Source organism: Xanthomonas sp. LMC-A-07, from assembly GCF_030208825.1.
GTDB lineage: Bacteria > Pseudomonadota > Gammaproteobacteria > Xanthomonadales > Xanthomonadaceae > Xanthomonas > Xanthomonas campestris.
Genome location: NZ_JARVTF010000003.1, coordinates 169,089 through 184,788 on the forward strand (window position 1 = coordinate 169,089; position 15,700 = coordinate 184,788).

At 63.2% G+C, this 15,700-nt stretch carries 13 protein-coding genes and 1 other RNA gene; 8 read left to right on the forward strand and 6 right to left on the reverse strand.

The features are described 5' to 3' along the window. Positions 1 to 171 precede the first annotated feature (171 nt). Positions 172 to 429, reverse strand: a complete 258-nt coding sequence (locus tag QRM89_RS02580; protein WP_285447211.1) for a hypothetical protein — start codon at positions 427 to 429, stop codon at positions 172 to 174. A 15-nt stretch (positions 430 to 444) separates the two neighbouring features. On the opposite strand from QRM89_RS02580, the gene QRM89_RS02585 reads away from it, so the two are divergent. The 4 genes from QRM89_RS02585 (at position 445) to QRM89_RS02600 (ending at position 5,070) form a co-directional block, all read left to right on the forward strand. Then, complete coding sequence (locus QRM89_RS02585; protein ID WP_285447212.1) at positions 445 to 1,803, forward strand: hypothetical protein; 1,359 nt, start codon at positions 445 to 447, stop codon at positions 1,801 to 1,803. Positions 1,804 to 1,805: 2 nt separating this feature from the next. Next, positions 1,806 to 3,590: an AAA family ATPase gene (locus QRM89_RS02590; RefSeq protein ID WP_285447213.1), complete on the forward strand. Its 1,785-nt coding sequence runs from the start codon at positions 1,806 to 1,808 to the stop codon at positions 3,588 to 3,590. Next, complete coding sequence (locus tag QRM89_RS02595) at positions 3,587 to 4,444, forward strand: hypothetical protein (RefSeq protein ID WP_285447214.1); 858 nt, start codon at positions 3,587 to 3,589, stop codon at positions 4,442 to 4,444. The genes QRM89_RS02590 and QRM89_RS02595 overlap by 4 nt, the downstream gene beginning before the upstream one ends. 359 nt (positions 4,445 to 4,803) lie before the next feature. Continuing rightward, positions 4,804 to 5,070 carry a hypothetical protein gene (locus QRM89_RS02600; protein ID WP_285447215.1) on the forward strand — a complete coding sequence of 89 codons (267 nt, stop codon included), beginning with the start codon at positions 4,804 to 4,806 and terminating at the stop codon, positions 5,068 to 5,070. Between the two features lie 12 nt (positions 5,071 to 5,082). On the opposite strand, the gene QRM89_RS02605 is transcribed toward QRM89_RS02600, so the two are convergent. Further along, the gene (locus tag QRM89_RS02605) at positions 5,083 to 5,712 is read right to left on the reverse strand and encodes a TetR/AcrR family transcriptional regulator (RefSeq protein ID WP_042595070.1); all 630 of its coding nucleotides are present in this window, start codon (positions 5,710 to 5,712) and stop codon (positions 5,083 to 5,085) included. A 215-nt stretch (positions 5,713 to 5,927) separates the two neighbouring features. Between QRM89_RS02605 and QRM89_RS02610 the strand changes: the two genes are divergently transcribed. Further along, positions 5,928 to 6,707: a histidine phosphatase family protein gene (locus tag QRM89_RS02610; RefSeq protein WP_043921653.1), complete on the forward strand. Its 780-nt coding sequence runs from the start codon at positions 5,928 to 5,930 to the stop codon at positions 6,705 to 6,707. Position 6,708: 1 nt separating this feature from the next. Next, positions 6,709 to 7,578: an NAD(P)H-hydrate dehydratase gene (locus QRM89_RS02615; protein WP_076036232.1), complete on the forward strand. Its 870-nt coding sequence runs from the start codon at positions 6,709 to 6,711 to the stop codon at positions 7,576 to 7,578. A 154-nt stretch (positions 7,579 to 7,732) separates the two neighbouring features. On the opposite strand, the gene QRM89_RS02620 is transcribed toward QRM89_RS02615, so the two are convergent. Next, a non-coding RNA gene (locus QRM89_RS02620) (sX9 sRNA) lies at positions 7,733 to 7,807 on the reverse strand. 510 nt (positions 7,808 to 8,317) lie between these two features. On the opposite strand from QRM89_RS02620, the gene QRM89_RS02625 reads away from it, so the two are divergent. Beyond that, positions 8,318 to 9,637 carry a glycoside hydrolase family 30 protein gene (locus QRM89_RS02625; RefSeq protein ID WP_285447216.1) on the forward strand — a complete coding sequence of 440 codons (1,320 nt, stop codon included), beginning with the start codon at positions 8,318 to 8,320 and terminating at the stop codon, positions 9,635 to 9,637. Positions 9,638 to 9,694: 57 nt separating this feature from the next. On the opposite strand, the gene QRM89_RS02630 is transcribed toward QRM89_RS02625, so the two are convergent. After that, the gene (locus QRM89_RS02630; RefSeq protein ID WP_285447217.1) at positions 9,695 to 11,500 is read right to left on the reverse strand and encodes a glycoside hydrolase family 15 protein; all 1,806 of its coding nucleotides are present in this window, start codon (positions 11,498 to 11,500) and stop codon (positions 9,695 to 9,697) included. Continuing rightward, positions 11,497 to 12,399, reverse strand: coding sequence for an SDR family oxidoreductase (locus QRM89_RS02635; protein WP_285447218.1), 903 nt, complete (start codon positions 12,397 to 12,399; stop codon positions 11,497 to 11,499). Before QRM89_RS02635 ends, QRM89_RS02630 begins: the two co-directional genes overlap by 4 nt. Before the next feature lie 177 nt (positions 12,400 to 12,576). On the opposite strand from QRM89_RS02635, the gene QRM89_RS02640 reads away from it, so the two are divergent. Continuing rightward, positions 12,577 to 13,299 (forward strand): DUF429 domain-containing protein, encoded by a 723-nt coding sequence (locus tag QRM89_RS02640; protein WP_285447219.1) that lies wholly within the window; start codon positions 12,577 to 12,579, stop codon positions 13,297 to 13,299. Between the two features lie 9 nt (positions 13,300 to 13,308). On the opposite strand, the gene QRM89_RS02645 is transcribed toward QRM89_RS02640, so the two are convergent. Continuing rightward, positions 13,309 to 15,657, reverse strand: a complete 2,349-nt coding sequence (locus QRM89_RS02645) for a GH92 family glycosyl hydrolase (RefSeq protein ID WP_285447220.1) — start codon at positions 15,655 to 15,657, stop codon at positions 13,309 to 13,311. Positions 15,658 to 15,700: the final 43 nt, after the last annotated feature.

A 15,700-nucleotide genomic window follows, 5' to 3' on the forward strand; every position in this document is an offset into this window, starting at 1 on the left:
GTGCTTCAGTTGGCGGTACAAGGAAGACTTGTCGTTCCATCCGTTAGCGGCAGGTCGTCAAGCGTTTTGCTCAGCCAAGTCCGGAAAGTCCGATCGCAACTGACTGCGGACAAGAAATTACCTAGGGAGAACCCTTACCCCAGCATCTCAAGGACTGGACGCGCAGAGGATTTACCTCAACATTGGCAATGGGTTCACTTTGGCGAAGTCTGGCATTTGTTGTCTGGCCGCGACCTTGCGCCACATCAGTACAACGATTCGAGAACTGGCGTCCCATATATAACTGGAGCTAGCAACATTGATAACGGTCTGATCGACGTGAATCGATGGACGACGGAACCGGTCGTAGTCTCCAGGAATGGAGACTTGCTGATTACTTGTAAGGGAACGATTGGAAAGACCGCGTTTAACAATATCGGTGATGCTCATATCGCACGGCAAATCATGGCGATTCGTGACTTCTCCGGTTATCTTGAACCGCGGTTCTTGAAGATCTGGCTCGACGGGTTTGTGGGCGAACTTGTCAAGAAGTCCAAGAGCATGATTCCAGGCTTCTCCAGAGAAGACCTTATATTTGCGCCCTATCCAGTCTTTCCTCGTGAGGAACAGTTGAGCATCGTCGCCAAAGTCGACGAACTGATGGCCCTGTGTGATCAGCTTGAGCAGCAGCAGCAAGATCGCCGCAAGCTGCAGAACGCTCTGCGGCAGTCCACCCTGCAAGCCCTCGTTAGCGCCCAAAGCCCATATGAGTTGCGGGCGAGCTGGCAACGCCTGCAAGCCAACTTCGGGGGGCTGTTCAGCGAGCCGAACGATGTTCGCCAGCTTCGCGATGTGCTCTTTGATCTGTCGCTGCGTGGGCTAACCTTGGCCAGTTCAAAGTTGACCGCTGACGACGAAGAGAAGGCCACTGAGTTCGGGTCGTTGCCCGACGGATGGTCGTGGAAGACTTTTGCCGAACTGTCCGAGTACATCACCAGTGGATCGCGGGGTTGGAAGACCTACATCTCAAGCTCAGGGGATTCTTTCATTCGCTCCCAAGACATTAGACAGGATGCTTTGGTGTTCGAGAACCCAGCGTTTGTCACCCTACCTGACCGTGCCGAAGGCAAGCGAACGCTGGTACGCGAGGGCGACCTCCTGCTGACAATCACCGGTGGCAACGTCGGGCGCTGTGCAGCGGTCCCAAAGCTCAAGACCAAGGCATACGTCAGCCAGCATGTCGCGCTGATCCGGCTGAATCGGCCCGAGCTGTCTGAGTTCATCCACTATTGGATGATCAATGCATTCGGTGGACGCGCATTCTTGGCGCGTTACATCTACGGCGACAAGCCTGGCTTGAACTTGACACAAGTGGGCAGTGTTCCGGTACCTGTCCCTCCAGCGACTGCACTCCCCGAGATTCTGGCAAGCCTGCGCACGCACCAAGGGCTATGCGGCCAACTAGCGGATCAGCTGGACGCGAGAAGTGTTCTGGCGTCAAGGTTGGCTATAGCCGCAGTCGCGGCCCTTACCGGGATCGCTATCGAACAAGAGGAGGACACTACCGTGAAAGTCCCGCAAACAGAACTGATCGCCCCGCTGCGCCTGGCCACACCGCCTGACGTGAAGGCTCAGGCGCCGCTCGCCACGCTATTGGTTCGCCACCAAGGCGAGATGGCTGCGCGCGACCTGTGGCAACGCTTCGGCGGCGAGATTGACGCCTTCTACGCACAGCTGAAGACCGAGGTGGCTCACGGTTGGATCGCCGAGCCGGATGTGGCGCAAGTGCGCGAGAAAGCCGCTACCGAAGCGGCTAGGGCCTGACCATGCAGTTGCGGCATCTAGCCATTCCACAGTTTCGCAACCTGCGCGGTGTAGCGATTGACTTCGCGACCCAACTGGAGTCGGCGCCGGACTCGGCCCCGGCCATGGCGCCTAGGGTCGTCCGCAGCCATGCTCTGATCGGTCAGAACGGCGTCGGCAAGTCCAACCTCATCGAGGCGTTGATCACGATCTTCCGCGACGTGGACCTAGACCGCGATGCAGTGCTGGACTACACGTTGGAGTATGAGATTCGCGGCTACACCGTCAGGCTGCAGGCTGATACTGCCAAGCAGAAGCGGCCCTTCGTTTGGGTGGATGGCAAGGCCGAATCTCAAGGTCACTTACTGAAGAACCGGGAGCTGCTGCCCTCGCACGTATTCGCCTACTACTCGGGCCGCAACGAGCGTATCGAGGCGCTGTTTCAGGAGCACCAGCGCCGTTTCAACCAGCGCCAGGAAATCACCACCGACGAGGTTTTGCCCGAGCAGTTACTGAACCAGTTCACGGCCAGCGATACCGACATCCGCACGTTGGAAGAAGTGCGGCGGCGCCGCGAGGCGCGGTTGAAGCAGGCGGGCGACGATCGCCTCCGCCGATTGTTCTATTGCCGTGGTGGTCACAGCCAGTTGGTGCTGTTGGCCTGCCTGCTGTCCGATGACCCGGTCTTCCAGAAAGTGTTGAAGAACCTGCACATTGAGGCGCTGGAGTCGGCCCTGTTCGTGCTGAAGGAGCCGCACCGGCTGCGCGAGAAGCGACGTGGTGGCCGCTTCGACGAGAACGAGCTGAATGAGGGCGATGCGCGCTTCTGGTATGCGAGGGGCAATGTAGTGAGCGAGTTCCTCGACAAGCTGTGGCAGGTGGCTTGGGCGCCTATCGAGCAAGAGACTACGCAGCAGATCGACTTCCGCGGCCGGACTGAGAAGCAGAAGCAGCTCTACCTGTACGTACCCAGCCACGCCAAGCTGCGCCAGTTGGGAGAGCTGGTGGGCGGCACCGACAGCTTCTTCCGCTATGCCGAGGGTGCGTACATTGGCGACCTGATCGAGGAAGTGCGTATCACGGTCAGAAAACGCGACGAGCACGGCGGTGCTGTGAGCTTCACGCAATTGTCCGAAGGCGAGCTGCAAATGTTGACCGTGCTGGGACTGATGCGGATCACCCGCGAAGACCATTGCCTGTTCCTGCTCGACGAGCCGGATACACATCTGAACCCGATCTGGAAGCTACGTTACTTCGATGACATCGAGCGGGTATTAAATCGAAATGCGGGCGGCTCGTTGCTAGACGATATCCGACCAAATTTTCCTGAAGACCAGGTGCAGTCGCAGGTCTTGATCACCACTCACGATCCGATGATGGTCGGTAGCTTGAAGCGCGAGCAAGTGCATATTCTGCGCCAGCAGGATCAAAAGACATTGGTCGAAATCCCTGACGAGCACCCGCAAGGCATGGGCGTTACTGGGCTGTTGAAGAGCGAGCTGTTTGGTCTAACGTCCACCCTGGACGTCGAGACAGAGCGGCGCCTATTCCGTCGCAACGAGTTGTACGTCAAGCAGCCACGCACAGTGGAGGAGGATGCGGAGCTGACTCGTTTGTCAACTGAGCTGGCGGATCTTGGCTTCTCCATGAGTGATTTCCGTGATCCGGACTATGCGCTGTTTGTCCGTAAGATGGCAGAACACCGGAAGTTTCGTAAGCCGACCCTCAGCCCGGAAGAGCGGGCTGAGCAGAACAGGGTGGCGGGTGAAATCATTGACGAGATCCTTCGTGAGGAGGGTGACGAGTGATCTTCATCGACTTGGAACACAAGCGGCCAACAGATAATGACATTCCCGGCTGGGCGCCATGGACGCAGGCACAGTGGGAGGCGTGGCAGGCCAAGTCGACGCGGTTGGTCAGTGACTTGGCTGCATTGCAAGAGGCGGGAAAGCTAGACGAGCGCAATGCCTTAATTGATGCCAATAGCGCGCATTGGGGGGCGCTCAAGGATTGGCTGCTGGCGCTTTCAGGTGGAAAATGTTGGTTTTCCGAGGTTCGTGATCTCTACTCGCATTACGACGTCGAGCATTTCCGTCCGAAGAAAAAGGCCAAGGCTTTGGATGGTGCTGAGCGCGATGGATACTGGTGGTTGGCGTTCGACTACATGAACTTTCGAGCTTGCGGGAACGTCGGTAATCGCAAGAAGGGTGGGTGGTTCCCACTACAGCAAGGTTCGCTTTGTTCTACCTTTGGTGCGCGTTGCGAGGAGTCTGAAGCGGTCTACCTGCTGGATCCAATTGATGATGATGATGTCTCGCTTATTGCATTTGATGAAGAGGGTAAAGTTATCCCTATGCCGGGTAGTTCGCTGTGGGAGCAGGAGCGAGTGAAGGAAACGGTGGCGCGGCTTAAGCTCAATGAGCATGTGGCGTTGGCTGAAGCGCGTCGAAGTGTTTGGCAAAGGGTCGATGCTTTGATCAGCGATTTTCAGACTGCTAAAAACAAGTGCTCCGCTGGGAAAAATCCAGCTGCAAAGGCGAAGCTTCAGGAAGTGCGTACAAGGGTGCGCGAACTCACCGATCGGTCAGCGGAGCTTTCGTCGGTGGCGCGCTGGTGTGTGCTGGTTCGTAACGATCCTTTGCTATCGAAGCTGGTGGCCTGAGCAGAGCAGATTCTGTCTGCCGTGCTATTCGTGTAGGGACATGTGCTGGCTGAACCAGATGTGGGGCTTTCTTCTTCTTTGGTGAAGACTTGACTGGCGTCGTTGCTGGTAGCACGATCACTTCACGGAGCCTCGAAACTCCGCAGACAGCGGTACCCACCTCCGACAAGCCGGTGGGTTTTTTGTGCCTGCATGTTTTTTGCAGGGGCAACCGACGCGATGCTCTGCGTCGGGAGGGCGGCTAATACAACACCCGCAAGGGGAATATGCCCGCCGGCTGTCTGCGGTTTCGAGCCTCCCGACTTCCCGTCCGTCGCGCTGCGACGGGCGGGCTGATTCCATGGAATGAGGAGCAGGCCATGTCGGACGTTGTACGAGATGCGCAGTCACAGCCGGGCTACTACCTGCCAGAAGGCGCGCAATACCGCTTGCAGCAGCTGCGCGACCACATGCGCTTTCTGGCGCATCTGGCGCAGCCACGCACGCCAGCGGAAGAACAAGCGCGGCAGCCTGCGGTCTGTTTGGATGAGCTGGCGTTCTGCCTGGAACTACTTGCCGATCAGATGACGCAGGTGCTGGTGCAATTGCAGTGGCCGGCGCGTCTCGATGACTTGGATGGAACCTAGCCGACGCCGGTGCTAAACCGGCGCAGACTTCAAAATCCCCGACAAACTCTCGCGCAGGATCAACTGCAGATGCATGCGATTGAGTTCCATGCCGCTGGTCATCACGCTGTGCAGGCCGCCGCACATGGCGGCGACGGCGAAGACGCGGGCCTGGAATTCCTGTTCGCTGCTGGCCGGGTCGGCGTGGCCGCGCAGCAGGCGCTTGAGCAGGGCGCTGAGGTGTTCGATCAGCGATGCGCTCTGCCGGCGCATGAAGGCGGCCAGCACGGGGTCGCGCAGGGTGGCCAGGTGCAGCTCCAGGTCGATGCGGGTGCGCTTGATGTTGATTTCCTGCAGCAGCCATTCTTCGAGCAGGCCGGCGATGAAATCCACCACATGCACGTTGGCCGGGCGTTCCACCAGCCACATCTGGCGGATGGCGCGCATGTAGTTGCGTTCCAGCAATGCGCGTACCAATGCGTCCTTGTCTTCGAAGCGTTGCAGCAGGGTGCCGCAGGACAGGCGGGCGCGTTCGGCGATGAGCTCGAAGCTGGTGGCAGACAGGCCGATCTCGTCGATGCAGCGTTCGGCGGCGTCCAGCACTTCGTCGACCAAGAGTTCTTCGCGCTGTTTTGCGGTACGCAGCAGAAGGACGTTGGACATAGCGAGCGGTCTGGACGGGGCCTGCAGTATACCGGCGCCGGGTTACGCATCCGTTGGATGGCGCGGCCTGGATGAGGCGCCGGTCACGTCCATTGCACGGCGCTGGGGGCTGGCGCAGTGATGACACCGGTGGCGCGATGGGGCGGCAGTGGTGGCGGTGATCGACCAGCCGTTCACGGCCGCTGTGCGACACGTGGAGCCCGGTTGTGCAGGAGATGGGTGTGAGTGAGAACAGTGCGGTTGCCGGTGTCTCGGCGCAATGGCCGGCGCGGTTGTGGGTGGTGCGGCATGGGCAGAGCGCGGGCAATGTGGCGCGTGATGTGGCCGAGTCCAATGGCGCGACGTTGATCGACCTGGAGCACCGCGATGCGGATGTGCCGCTGTCGGCGCTGGGCGAGCGCCAGGCGCGGGCGCTGGGTGCGTGGATGGCCGGCTTGCCGGAGCATGAGCGGCCCACGTTGATCCTGAGTTCCACCTATGTGCGTGCGCGCCAGACCGCCTTGGCGGTGGCGCGCGCGATGGGCCAGCCAGACACGGCCGTGAGCGTGGACGAGCGGTTGCGCGAAAAAGAATTCGGCGTGCTGGACCGCTACACCACGGCCGGCATCATCGCCACGTTTCCGGAGTTGTCGGAGCAGCGCAAGCTGGTGGGCAAGTTTTACTTCCGCCCGCCGGGTGGGGAGAGCTGGTGCGATGTGATCTTTCGCCTGCGCAGCATCGTGGGCGATCTGCAGCGCAATCATGTGGGCGCGCGGGTACTGATCGTGGGGCACCAGGTGATCGTCAATTGCTTCCGGTATCTGATCGAGCAGATGGACGAGGCCACCATTCTGGCGATCGACCGCGAGGGCGATGTGCCCAATTGCGGGGTGACCGAATACGCCGCGGTGGCCGATGGGCAGTCGCTGGAGTTAGTGCGTACCAAGTTCGTGCCGCCGGAGCTGGCGGATGAGCCGGTGACCACCGAATCCGATCGGCCGGCAGGAGCGCGCTGAGATGGCCGGGCCACGCGTGCGCACCGTCACCGCTGCGGCCCTGCGCGCGCAGCCGCTGCCGGCGCCGGGCGGCGACAAGGAGCAACGCGGGCGTGTGTTGATTGTGGGCGGCTCGGCACGCGTGCCCGGTGCGGTGATGCTGGCGGGCGAGGCGGCCTTGCGCGCAGGTGCGGGCAAGTTGCAGCTCGCCACCGCGGCCAGCGTAGCGCCAGGCATGGCCTTGGCCATGCCCGAGGCGTTGGTGCTGGGGCTGGGCGAAAACGGGCAGGGCGAGATCGTGCGCGGGCATCGTGCGCTGGATGCGGCCATGAGCGCGTGCGATGCGGCGGTGATCGGCCCAGGTATGGCATCGACCAATACCACTGCGGCGTTGGTCAAACGCGCGATCGACCAGGCGGTGTGCACGTTGGTGCTGGATGCCGGTGCCTTGTCGCCACGGCTGCGTGCGCCGCTGGGGCGGCCCTTCGTGTTGACGCCACATGCGGGCGAGATGGCGGCCCTGGCCGGCGATGACAAGGCGGCGGTGGAAGCGGCGCCCGCCGACTACGCATTGGCGTTTGCCAAGAAGATGCGCAGCGTGGTGATCGTGAAAGGCGCAGACAGTTTTATCGCCGGGCCGGAGGGTGCGCTGTGGGTGCACCGCGGCGGTGTGCCAGGGCTGGGCACCTCGGGCTCGGGCGATACCTTGGCTGGCCTGATTGCCGGTTTTGCCGCGCGTGGATGCGACGCGCTGACCGCTGCGCTGTGGGGCGTGTTTGTGCATGCAACGGCGGGCAAGCAGTTGGCCAAGCGCATTGGCACGGTGGGGTTTCTGGCGCGCGAAATTCCGCTGGAAGTGCCGGGGATCCTGGACCGGTTGCCGAGGGGATGATCGACGCTCGTTGCGTTGATGCCGTACGCAGACCCAAAGCCCCTCTCCAGCGGGAGAGGGGTTGGGGTGAGGGTACGTTTGCTGAAGTCGTGGGGCTGTCTTTCCAGTTGGGGTTTATGTTGCTGCCTTGATTGCAGGGGGGCACTCTTAGAGCGGCTAACAAAACGTAGCGAGCAGTCGTCAGGTGGGTGCGGACGGCGCGGAGGAACCGGAATGTACGTGGGGACATGCCGATTCCGAGCACCGGCCGCGCCCGCCTGGCGGCTGCGCAGTCGTTTTGATAGCTGCTCTTAGCAGACGTACCCTCATCCGGCCCTTCGGGCCACCTTCTCCCGAGGGGAGAAGGACGTGTCCGATGGTGGAAGGATGCATGGTTGCGCTCGTTTGTGGCGCGATGTTGCGCCGCGTTGGTCGGTTAGGCTTGGTCACCAACCTGGGAGGGTGCACGGTGAAGCGAGCGATTGCGTGGTCGATGGTGGGGGCTCTGGGAGTTTGGGGTGCTGCGACTGAAACGGTGTTGGCATCTGCATCTGCATCTGCAACAGCAGCAACAGCAGCAACAGCAACAGGAACAGCAACAGGAACAGCAATGTCTATTCCGGTGCCGGCATCGACGGCATCTGCATCCACGCCCGCATCGAAGGCGGTAGAGGCTGCGGTTGCGGATGCTGCTGTTCCGCCAGCAGCACATGCCGGCGCACTACGCGTTTACACCTCTGCCCAAGGCGCAACGCAGCAGATGCGTGTCAGCGCTGTCGATGCGCCCACGGCCGGACATGCGTTAACCGAGAAAGAGAACTCGATCTTCGTCAATCCACAGCGGCGGTTTCAGGCGTTGCTGGGCATTGGTGGGGCGATCACCGATTCCAGCGCGGAAACCTTCGCCAAACTGCCCAAGCAGGCGCAGCGGCAACTGCTCACCGCCTACTACGACCCAGACAAGGGCATTGGCTACACGCTGGCACGGACCACCATTCATAGCTCGGATTTCAGCAGTGGCAGCTACACCTATATCAAGGAAGGCGACGCGGCGCTGAAGACCTTTTCGGTGCAGCACGATGCGAAATACCGCATTCCGCTGCTGCGCCAGGCCATTGCTGCGGCCGGTGGCACGCTCACCACGTTTGCCAGCCCGTGGAGCGCGCCGGCCTTCATGAAAGACAGCAACGCCATGCTCAAGGGCGGCAAGCTGTTGCCCGAGTATGCGCAGGCCTGGGCCACGTACTACACGCGCTTCATTGCCGCGTATGAAAAGGCCGGCATCCCCGTCTGGGGCATCAGCCTGCAGAACGAACCGATGGCGGTGCAGACCTGGGAGTCGATGCTGTTTTCTGCAGAAGAAGAGCGCGACTTCCTCAAGAATCATCTGGGCCCCACCATGGCCAAGGCCGGCTATGGCGACCGCAAGATCATCGTGTGGGACCATAACCGCGACATGATGGTGCACCGCGCGCATGTGATCTTCGACGATCCGGAAGCGGCCAAATATGCGTGGGGCATGGGCTTCCACTGGTACGAAACCTGGGCCGGGTTCGCGCCGATGGTGGAGAACGTGGCGGCGGTGGCGCAGGCGTACCCGGACAAGCACCTGCTGCTCACCGAAGCGGCGGTGGAAAAGTTCGACCCGGCCAAGCTGCAGCACTGGCCTAATGGCGAGCGCTATGGCACCGCCATCATCAACGACCTCAATCACGGTGCGGTGGGTTGGACGGACTGGAACATTCTGCTGGACGAGCACGGCGGCCCCAATCACGTGGGCAACTATTGCTTTGCGCCGGTGCATGCCAACACGCGCACCGGCGAGGTGATCTACACGCCGAGCTATTGGTATATCGGCCACTTTTCCAAGTTCATCCGGCCCGGCGCGCAGCGGGTGAGTGCGGCGAGCAGCCGCAGCAACCTGGCCACCACTGCGTTCGTCAACAGCGATGGCAGCCTAGCGACGGTGGTGATGAATGCCACGGATGTGGCGATCCGCTACAACCTGTATGTGGGCGATGCCTCCAGCGTTCTGGAGATTCCCGCGCATGCGATCCAGACGGTGGTACTGGCGCAGTAAAGCTGGGCGCTACGCGCACATGCGTGCCGCGGGCGCGCATGTGCGGCCTGTGCAGCGTTATTCCCCGTGCACCGCCAACGCGGCATGGATCAAGGCAAGATGGCTCAATCCCTGCGGCAGATTGCCCAGCGCATCGCCGGTGTGGGCGTCCACCATTTCCGGCATCAGGTCCACATCGTTGCCCAGGCGTTCCAGCAGGCGCTCGAACAGGCGCTTGGCTTCGTCGCGTTCGCCCAGCAAGCCATAGGCTTCCACCATCCAGAACGCGCAGGCGGTGAATGTGCCTTCGCGCTGCTGCATGCCGCTGTAGCGGTACAGCAGCTCATCGCAGCCCAGTTCGCGGCGGATGGCGTCGCGGGTGGAGACCATGCGGGCGTGGCGCACCTCGGCCAGGCCGAAGCGCGAGGCCAGCATCAGGCTGGCATCCAGGTCGTCGGTGCCGGCGTAGAAGGTGTAGGCCTGCTTGGACTCGGACCAGCAGTGCTCGTCGATCCAGGCCAGGATGCGCGCCTGCTCGCGTTCCCAGCGCGGCAGCATGGCCGAAGACAGATGGCCGGCCTTGGCCAGCTCGCTGGCACGGCGTAGCGCCATCCAGCATTCGATCTTGGACATGGTGTAGTGCTCGTCCTGCTCCAGCTCCCAGAAGCCTGCGTCCTTGCGCATCCATGCATCGGCACATTCATTGCCCAGGTCGAACAACTGACGTGCTGTTTCCGGGTCCAGGATGTGGCCGGCATCGACAAAGCGCGCGGTCATCTCGAACACATCGCCGTACAGGCACAACTGCAATTGATCGTTGGCGGTATTGCCCACGCGGACCGGGCGGGTGTCGCGGTAACCGGCAATGTCGATCTCGCGCTCATCCGGCACCAGTTCGCCATCCAGCGTGTAGCACGGGCGAATCCAGGGGCGGTGGCGGCGAATGGTGTGCATCAGCCAGCTGAAGGCGGCCTTGGCATCGGCCAGTGCGCCCACGCGCATGAATGCTTTGGTGGTGTACGCGGCATCGCGCACCCAGGCGTAGCGGTAGTCCCAATTGCCATTGCCACCGATCTGCTCCGGCAGCGAGGTAGTGACCGCCGCTGCAATGGCGCCGGTGGGCGAAAACCACAGGAATTTCAGCGCAAGCGCCGAGCGCACCACGGTGTCGTGGTAGCCATTGTCGTAGCTGAGGTTGCCGCTCCATTCGCGCCATTCCTGGTCGCTGCGGTCGATGCGGCCGTCGATATCCGCCAGTGGCGGCACCGGCAAGGCTTCGCGCTCGGATGCGAGCAGTGCCACGAGCTGGCGATCGCCGGCGGCAACGCGCAAGGTGCCGCGCACGCTACGGTCATCGCAGTGTGCGATCTGCACCGCCTCCGCGTCGAAGCGCAGCATGGTCATCAACGGGCCAACGTGGTGCACGCGGCCGTTGGGCGTATCGCTCTGCCACGGCGTCGCTTCGCCTGCGCGCGTGCCTGGCTGATAGATGAGCTCGAACACCACCGCGCCCTCCAGCCCCTCAATGCGCCGGGCCAGCTCCGACCACGGCAGCCGGCCGGCCTCGCCACTGTTGACCGATTCGGTGAGGCGCGCGCGTCCGCTTGCGGTGATGAAGGTGGTTTCCAGCACATTGCTGTCGTCGCGGTAACGGCGCTCCACCTGCTGCAACTCGCGCGGGCACAGCGAGAAGAAACCGCCATTGCCGGCATCAAGCAGGCGATCGAACAGCGGTGGTGCGTCCATCTTCGGCACGCACCACCAGTCGATGCCGCCATCGGCACCGCACAGCGCCACCGAGCGGCCGTCACCGATGGCGGCATAGCCGGCAATCGGTAACGTGCCGCTGGCATCGCGGCGGAACTGGGCGCTGGGGCGACTCAAGACAGCAGCAGGCCGCCGGTGGCGCCGAACACTTCGCCGGTGACATAGCTCGATTCCTGCGAGGCGAGCAGCACGTACAGCGGTGCCATCTCCACCGGCTGGCCGGCGCGCTTCATCGGCGTTTCCGAGCCAAATTCCGGGATCTTTTCCGGCGGCTGGCCACCGCTGGGCTGCAGCGGCGTCCACACCGGGCCCGGCGCCACGGCGTTGACGCGGATGCCTTTCTCGGCCACCTGCTGCGCCAGCCCCTTGGTGAAGTTGACGATGGCCGCCTTGGTGGAGGCGTAGTCGAGCAGGGTGGGCGAGGGCTGGTAAGACTGGATCGAGCCAGTGTTGATGATGGATGCGCCCGGCGGCAGATGCGGGATGGCCGCCTTGCACAGCCAGAACATCGCGTAGACGTTGGTCTTGAAGGTAGCGTCGAACTGCTCGGTGGTGATGTCGGCGATGTCCTTGACGGCAGTCTGCTTGCCGGCGATGTTGACCAGCAGATCCAGGCCGCCGAGTTCTTTTACCGCACGTTCCACCAACTGGTTGCAGAAGGCTTCGTCCTTGAGGTCACCCGGCACGGCGATGGCCTTGCGGCCTTCGGCCTGGATGAGCTGCACCACCTCGGCGGCATCCTGCTCTTCTTCGGGCAGGTAATTGAGCACGATGTCTGCGCCTTCGCGCGCATAGGCGATGGCGGTGGCGCGGCCAATGCCCGAGTCCGCGCCGGTGATCAGCGCCTTGCGGCCTTGCAAGCGGCCGAAGCCCTGATAGCTCTGCTCGCCATGGTCGGCCTTGGGCTGCAGCTCATGAATGGTGCCGGGCGCTTCCTGGGTCTGCTCCGGAAAGGTGGGCTGCGGAAACTGGGTGAGCGGGTTCTGCATTGCGTATTGGTTCTTCGCGCTGGACATGCACGGGTCTCCTGTCGAGGGGGAGTGGGGGCACGCAGGACGGCTGCGCACCGAGCGGCGCCCAGTGTGGAAAGCGATGCGCTGTGCAGCGGTGAACGAATGTTGTGCATGGTGTGAACGCGTGACCGCACGCAAACCATGCAGATATGCGTCAATCACCACCACGACGGTGGGCGCATGACGAGGTACACGATGCGGTGGGTGGGAATCGATGGCGCGCGTAGCGGTTGGCTGGCGGTGTGGGACGCCGAAGACGCGTTGGCATTTGCGTATTACGCAACGGTGCAGGACGTGGCGCATGCACTGCGTGCGGCCGAGGTGATCGCCGTGGATATTCCCATTGGCCTGAGTGAGCACACCCCGCGCGCGGCCGATGCGCAGGCGCGCCGGTTCGTGGGTGGCCGCCGCGCCTGCAGCATCTTTGCTGCGCCGTTACGCGGCATGTTGCATGCGCAGTCGCAGCCGGAAGCATCGCGCCTGCATCGTGCGCTGGATCACGACAAGCAGCGCGGCTTCGGTGTGCAGTCCTTCGGGTTGCTGGACAAGATCCGCTATTGGGATGCCGCCCTGCGCAGCGATGCGGCCTGGGCCACGCGCGTGCACGAGGTGCACCCGGAAGTTTCGTTCGCCGTGCTCAACGGCGGCCAGGGACTCGCCGCTGGCAAGAAGACGCCGGCGGGCCATGCACAGCGCGTGGCATTGCTCGGCGAACACGTCGGCCACGCGCGGGTGCAGGCGCTGCTGGCCGCCGTACCGCGGCGCTTGGCTGCGCCGGATGATGTGCTCGATGCGCTGGTGGCGTGCTGGAGTGCGCAGCGGATTGCGGCAGGCACCGCCGGCAGCTTGCCTGCGGTGGTGGAGCATGACCGCCATGGCTTGCGCATGGCGATCCGCTACTGACGCACCGCGTTAGCGGGCCGACATCGAATACGGCCGCTGCGCGGGGTCGATGGCCCATTGCTGATTAGGCGTGGCCTGCATGCGGAAGCGCAACTCGCCGCCGGCCTGAATTTCTGCGTGCGTGAGATAAGCGCGCGTCAGTGGCTGGCCGTTGAGGGTAGCGCTGCCGATGTATGGGCGTGCATCGCTCACGCCTTCGGCGATCACGCTGAAGCGCTTGCCGTTGGGCAGGTTGAGCGTGGCGCGCGGCAGGAACGGGCGGCCGATGATGTATTGATTACTGCCTGGCGCCACCGGGTAGAAGCCCAGCGTGGTGAACACGTACCAGGCCGACATCTGGCCCAGGTCGTCGTTGCCGGCCAGGCCTTCGGGGCCGGCGTGGTATTGGGTGTCCATGATCTGGGTCAGGCGTGCCTGCGTGCGCCACGGCTGGCCGGCATAGGCGTACAGATACGCGACGTGATGGCTGGGCTCGTTGCCGTGCGCATACCAGCCGATCAGCCCGGTGATGTCTTCCATGTGCTCGAACACCTTCGGGTCCACCTTGGCGTCGAACACCGCATCCAGCCGCGCCAGCAACGTGTCTTCGCCGCCGTGTGCGGCCGCCAGGCCGGCGACGTCCTGCGGCACGTACCAGGAGTATTGCCAGGCGTTGCCTTCGGTGTAGTCGCTGCCATAGCCGCTGGCCGAGGGGTCGAACGGTTCGCGGAAGGCGCCGGCGCGGGTGCGCGCGCGCATGTAGCCGGTGGCCGGGTCGAAGGCGTGCTTCCAGTTGCTGGCGCGCTTGCTGAATTCTGCGGCGATGGCGGGCTTGCCTAACTTGTCGGCCATCTGCGCGATGGTCCAGTCGTCGAATGCGTATTCCAGGGTCTTGGAGGCGGCTTCGCCTTCTTCGTCGATCGGCACGTAGCCGAGTTCGCGGTACTGCGCGATGCCGTCGTAGGGGCCGTAGTTGGCGCTGGCCACCATGGCATCGAGTGCTTCGTTGGCATCGAAGCCGCCGATGCCTTTCATGTAGGCATCGGCAATCACCGGCACGGCGTGGTAGCCGATCATGCACCAGGTTTCCAGGCCATGAAACGCCCACACCGGGAGGATGCCGTAGGCGCTTTCGCGGCGTGAGGCGAGCAGGGAATTGACCACGTCGCTGGTGCGCTGCGGCGGTTGCACCAGGGTGAGCAGGGGGTGCAGGGCCCGGTAGGTGTCCCACAGCGAGAAGGTGGAATAGTGGCTCCAGCCGGTGGCCTGATGCACGGCGTTGTCTGGCCCGCGGTAGCGGCCGTCGCTGTCCATGAACAGGGTCGGCCCGAGCAGCGTGTGGTACAGCGCGGTGTACAGCTGGGTGCGCTGCTGCGGCGTGCCGTGTGCATCGATCGCCGACAACGCCTGCGTCCACTGCGCGCGTGCATCGGCGCGCACGCGGTCGAAATCGAAGCCGGGCACTTCGGCGGCCAGGTTGGCAATGGCACTGTCTTCGCTGACCGGCGACAGCGCTACGGTGACCACCAATGGCGTGCCGTCGTTGGCAACATCGAACACGCCCACCAGCTGCCGGCCTTCGATCTGCGCACGCTGCGCGGGGTTCTTGTCACCCGGCGGCGGGAAGCCCTTGTACGGGATGTCCTGTTCGGTGTCGTGCAATTGCGTGGCGGTGAGCGGGCGCGAAAACCGCATGGCGAAATACAGTTGCCGGCCCGGCGCCCAGCCGCGCGTTTCGCGGAATCCGGTGACCGTGCCATCGCTGCGCACGCGCAGGCGCGACCACTGCACCTTGCCTGGGTAGTCGTAGAGGCTGGTGCGCAGATCCACCAGCACATGCGCGGGCACGCCCTTGGGGAACTGGTAGCGGTGCACGCCCACCCGCGCGCTGGCGGTGAGTTCGGCGCGGATGTTGCGGTCTTTCAAGGTCACTGCGTAATAGCCGGGCTGCGCCTGCTCGCTGGCGTGATCGAACTGCGCGGTGTAGCCGCTGCCGGGTGTGCTGACATCGCCGCGTTCCAGCTTCACCGCACCGGCGATTGGCATCAGCAAGATATCGCCCAGGTCCGAATGCCCGGAGCCGGAGAAATGCGTATGCGAGAAGCCGACGATGCTGCTGTCGCTATGCCGGTAGCCGGCGGCCCAGCCGTAGGCCTCCTTGCGCGGTTTGATCTGGGTGTCCGGGCTCAACTGCACCATGCCGAACGGCACCGTGGCGCCGGGGTAGGTGTGGCCTTCGCCACCGGTGCCGATGAAGGGATCAACCGCGCGATAGGCAGACTCGGCGGCGCGTGGCACGGCAGGACTGGCGAAGACGGCAAGGGCGGCCAGCAGCGCCAGCCAGCGGATACGGGACAACGCGATCAACCGATGCTGCATGCGGGACGACTCCGGGCAAGTGCAGCGCCGGACCGTAGCACAG

Excerpts from the sequence above, each read along its gene's own strand:
- QRM89_RS02580 (WP_285447211.1), bottom strand. The coding sequence starts at position 429 with ATGAGCATCACCGATATTGTTAAACGCGGTCTTTCCAATCGTTCCCTT.
- QRM89_RS02585 (WP_285447212.1), top strand. The coding sequence starts at position 445 with ATGGCGATTCGTGACTTCTCCGGTTATCTTGAACCGCGGTTCTTGAAG.
- QRM89_RS02590 (WP_285447213.1), top strand. The coding sequence starts at position 1,806 with ATGCAGTTGCGGCATCTAGCCATTCCACAGTTTCGCAACCTGCGCGGT.
- QRM89_RS02600 (WP_285447215.1), top strand. The coding sequence starts at position 4,804 with ATGTCGGACGTTGTACGAGATGCGCAGTCACAGCCGGGCTACTACCTG.
- QRM89_RS02605 (WP_042595070.1), bottom strand. The coding sequence starts at position 5,712 with ATGTCCAACGTCCTTCTGCTGCGTACCGCAAAACAGCGCGAAGAACTC.
- QRM89_RS02610 (WP_043921653.1), top strand. The coding sequence starts at position 5,928 with ATGGGTGTGAGTGAGAACAGTGCGGTTGCCGGTGTCTCGGCGCAATGG.
- QRM89_RS02615 (WP_076036232.1), top strand. The coding sequence starts at position 6,709 with ATGGCCGGGCCACGCGTGCGCACCGTCACCGCTGCGGCCCTGCGCGCG.
- QRM89_RS02625 (WP_285447216.1), top strand. The coding sequence starts at position 8,318 with ATGCGTGTCAGCGCTGTCGATGCGCCCACGGCCGGACATGCGTTAACC.
- QRM89_RS02635 (WP_285447218.1), bottom strand. The coding sequence starts at position 12,399 with ATGTCCAGCGCGAAGAACCAATACGCAATGCAGAACCCGCTCACCCAG.
- QRM89_RS02640 (WP_285447219.1), top strand. The coding sequence starts at position 12,577 with ATGACGAGGTACACGATGCGGTGGGTGGGAATCGATGGCGCGCGTAGC.
- QRM89_RS02645 (WP_285447220.1), bottom strand. The coding sequence starts at position 15,657 with ATGCAGCATCGGTTGATCGCGTTGTCCCGTATCCGCTGGCTGGCGCTG.